This is a genomic window from Streptomyces sp. D2-8 (genome assembly GCF_023184515.1).
Taxonomy (GTDB): Bacteria; Actinomycetota; Actinomycetes; order Streptomycetales; family Streptomycetaceae; genus Streptomyces.
Genome location: NZ_JAAHBP010000063.1, coordinates 1 through 3540, shown reverse-complemented (window position 1 = coordinate 3540; position 3540 = coordinate 1). Strand labels below are relative to the sequence as shown.

Below are 3540 nucleotides of genomic sequence, written 5' to 3'. Positions count from 1 at the left end.
TTCGACGTCGATATCCAACAACGCGCCATGGATGAGGACTTCGTCCTTGAAGCCCTGGTCCACCAGGGCCTTCTCCAGCCGCATCCCGCACCGCTCGGCCGCCTGGTCGAGCAGGGCGGTGCCGGCGTTGGCTTTATCGAGCAGTAGTGACGTCACTTGTCGATGAGTTTGGGAGGCGCCTCCGTTCCACGGATGGGTGATGTCGACGAGTTTGGGAGGCACCGGGGTTCTTGCCAGGGCAGCATCGGGATGCTCCTGGTGAAAGGTGCTGGTCATGCCGCGGATGTCGAAGGTCGAGCTGTACGCGGCGATCCGGCGTGACCACCGTGGCGGCATGTCGATGCGGGAGCTTGAGCGCAAGCACGCCGTGACGTGGCGGACAGTAAGGAAGGCGTTGGACTCGTCGTGGCCGGAGCCGCGCAAGAAGCTGCCGCCGCGGGCGACCGGACTGGACCGTTACAAGCCGGTGATCGACGAGATCCTGCGGGCGGACCTGGACGCGCCGCGCAAGCAGCGGCACACCGTCACCCGGATCTTCCACCGGCTGGTCGAGGAGCACGGCGCCGACGTCTCCTACGGGATGGTCCGCTACTACGTCGCCGCCCGGAAGCCGGAGATCCTGGTCGAGTCCGGCAAGGCTCCGCTGGAGGCGTTCGTCCCGCAGACCCACCAGCCCGGTCATGAGGCGGAGGTCGACTTCGGCGACGTGACGATCCGCCTCGCCGGCGAGCTGGTGACCTGCTACCTGTTCTCCTTCCGCCTGTCGTATTCGGGCAAGGCCGTCCACCGCGTGTTCGCCTCCTGCGGCCAGGAGGCGTTCTTCGAAGGGCACGTTCACGCGCTGCGGACGCTGGGCGGTGTCCCGCGGACCAAGGTCCGCTACGACAACCTCAAGGCCGCAGTCGCCCGCGTGCTCGGTCTGAGCCGGGCGAGGGTGGAAGCTGATCGGTGGATTGCGTTCAAGTCGCACTACGGCATCGAGAGCTTCTACTGCCGCCCGGGCATCGAGGGAGCTCACGAGAAGGGCGGGGTCGAGGGGCAGATCGGCTACTTCCGCCGCAACCACTTCGTCCCTGTCCCGGAAGTCTCCTCGCTCGCCGAGCTGAACGAGATGGTCGAGCAGTGGGACCGGCAGGACGACGCCCGCCGGATCGGATCCCGGTCGCGGACGATCGCGGAGGAGTTCGCGCTCGAACAGCCGCTGCTGATGCCGCTTCCTGAAGAGCCGTTCGAGACCGGGCGGCTGTTCACTCCACGGGTCGATCGCTACGGCCAGATCCCGGTCCGCACGAACCGCTACTCGGTCCCCATCCGGCTGATCGGCAAACGGGTCAGGGTCATCCTTCACGCCTCTCACCTGGTGGTTTACGACCAGAACGTGGAAGTTGCACGGCACGAGCGGTTGATCGCCAAGGGCGCCGTCCGTCTGGAGCTGGACCACTACCTGGAGGTCCTGGTCCGCAAGCCCGGCGCTTTCCCTGGCTCGACCGCCCTCGAACAGGCCCGATCAGCAGGCAAGTTCACCCCGGTCCACGATGCCTGGTGGACCCAGGCCATGAAGGTCCACGGCGAGCGGGACGGCACCCGAGCGCTCATCGAGGTGCTGCTGCTTGGACGCCACATGGCGCACGAGCATGTCGTCGCCGGCCTGGCCGCGGCCCTGCAGGCCGGTGCCATGACTGCGGACGCGGTCGCGCTGGAGGCCCGCAAGGCTGCCCAGACCGAGACCGAGCCCGCACCGGAGGCCCGGGTCCTCGGCCAGCCGTCGGCGACGGTGACGTCCCTGCACGAGTGGCGCCTGGCGCATCTTCCGCCGGACACCAGGCCGCTGCCCTCGGTGTCTCATTACGACCAGTTACTCCGACGCCGCCGCACCAGCGGCAGCGATCACCGTGAGGGAGAAGCGCAGTGACCATGCCCCGCCAGCGAGGCTTGACCGAGCAGGCCGCCGACGCCGCGATCGACTCCGCCTGCCGCTTGCTGCGGCTGCCGTCGATCCGCAATGAGTTCTCCGACATCGCCGACCGGGCGATGAAGGACCAGATGAGCTACCGCGGCTTCCTCGCCGAGCTGCTGATGGCCGAGTGCGACGACCGAGCCCGCCGCAGGTCGGAAAGGCGGATCAAGGCAGCCGGCTTCCCGCGGGAGAAGTCCCTGCGAACCTTCGACTTCGACGCCAACCCGAACATCGACCCGGCCACCATCCATACCCTCGCCAGCTGCGAGTGGATCAAGAAGAGCCAGCCCCTCTGCCTCATCGGCGACTCCGGCACCGGCAAGTCCCACATGCTCATCGGGCTGGGCACCGAGGCCGCGATGAAGGGCTACCGCGTCCGCTACACGCTCGCGACAAAGCTGGTGAACGAGCTGGTCGAAGCAGCCGATGAGAAGCAGCTGAACAGAACCATCGCCCGCTACGGCCGCGTCGACCTGCTCTGCATCGACGAACTCGGCTACATGGAACTCGACCGCCGCGGCGCCGAACTCCTCTTCCAGGTGCTGACCGAGCGAGAGGAGAAGAACAGCGTCGCCATCGCCTCCAACGAGTCCTTCGGTGGCTGGACCAAGACCTTCACCGACCCCCGCCTCTGCGCGGCCATCGTCGACCGGCTCACCTTCAACGGCACCATCATCGAGACCGGCACCGACTCCTACCGCCTCGCCAGCACCCGTGCACGAGCCGAGGAGCCCACCAAAGCCGGCTGAGCCTCCCGGGGCTAGTTGCACAATGCCTTGGCCAGTGCACGAGTATCATCTGACATGGCCTATGTGATCACTGCCGCTCACCCTGACGACGCCGCGGTATTGGGGCCCTTGCATCTGCGGAACTGGCTGGAGAACTACCTCAACGCAGACGCGGGGGTCGATGAGGCCTGGATCCGTGAGCACCGCGGTTCGTCCGCCACTGCGGAAGGCATCACGCAGTGGCGAGAGTTCATCGAGGGAGCGAACCAGCACCCTGCCCCACACTTCTGCCGTGTCGTCCGGTCCGAGACGGAAATCGTCGGCTATCTCTGCGGCCACCAGGACGAATCGGGATCGGTCACCCTCGGACCGATGTATCTGCTGGACCACGCCCAGGGGCACGGACTCGGTGGCTACATGATGACCGAGTTCCTCACCTGGGCAGGACCTTCACGCATCCGTCTGGGGGTCGCCGACTACAACGAACGGGCGATCCGGTTCTACCAACGCCACGGCTTTGAGATTGCAGGCGAGCGTTACCTCTGGCGAGGAAGAATGCCAACCCTGCCTATGACCCGCGAGGCCCATGACTGCAGCTGAGCACAGACATCGGGCCGTGCCCGATCACCGCACCGCCGTCATTTCTCGTCAACATCTCAAGCAGGGCTGATCAACAACTGCCGTCGAAACTCGTCGAGAAGCGCTGTCCCTTGGGATGAACGAAGCCAGGCGGTGTTGTCGTGGGCGGATGCGGCCAGCACCACGACGCCGATGATCAGCCCCAGCACGTCCACGGCCAGTCCCCGCTTGCGGCCCGACACCTTCTTGTTGGCGTCCAGCCCCGTCGTGGTCTTC

General features: G+C 66.3%; 3 protein-coding genes and 2 pseudogenes. 3 read left to right on the top strand and 2 right to left on the bottom strand.

Going from position 1 to position 3540, the window contains the following annotated elements:
- Positions 1-126, bottom strand: a pseudogene (locus tag G3I77_RS41055) (IS5/IS1182 family transposase); the annotation flags it as partial.
- A gap of 157 nt (positions 127-283) precedes the next feature.
- Between G3I77_RS41055 and istA the strand changes: the two are divergent.
- From istA to G3I77_RS40505, 3 genes are read left to right on the top strand one after another with little or no spacing between them, the layout of a single operon-like run.
- A complete protein-coding gene (istA, locus tag G3I77_RS40515; protein WP_248512476.1) occupies positions 284-1912 on the top strand; it encodes an IS21 family transposase in 1629 nt (542 codons plus the stop codon).
- On the top strand, positions 1909-2706 hold the full coding sequence (gene istB / locus G3I77_RS40510) for an IS21-like element helper ATPase IstB (protein WP_308311456.1): 798 nt from the start codon (positions 1909-1911) through the stop codon (positions 2704-2706). Before istA ends, istB begins: the two co-directional genes overlap by 4 nt.
- A 54-nt stretch (positions 2707-2760) precedes the next feature.
- On the top strand, positions 2761-3285 hold the full coding sequence (locus G3I77_RS40505) for a GNAT family N-acetyltransferase (RefSeq protein ID WP_248512466.1): 525 nt from the start codon (positions 2761-2763) through the stop codon (positions 3283-3285).
- 56 nt (positions 3286-3341) lie between these two features.
- Here the strand turns inward: G3I77_RS40505 and G3I77_RS41395 are convergent.
- Positions 3342-3540, bottom strand: a pseudogene (locus G3I77_RS41395) (hypothetical protein); the annotation flags it as partial.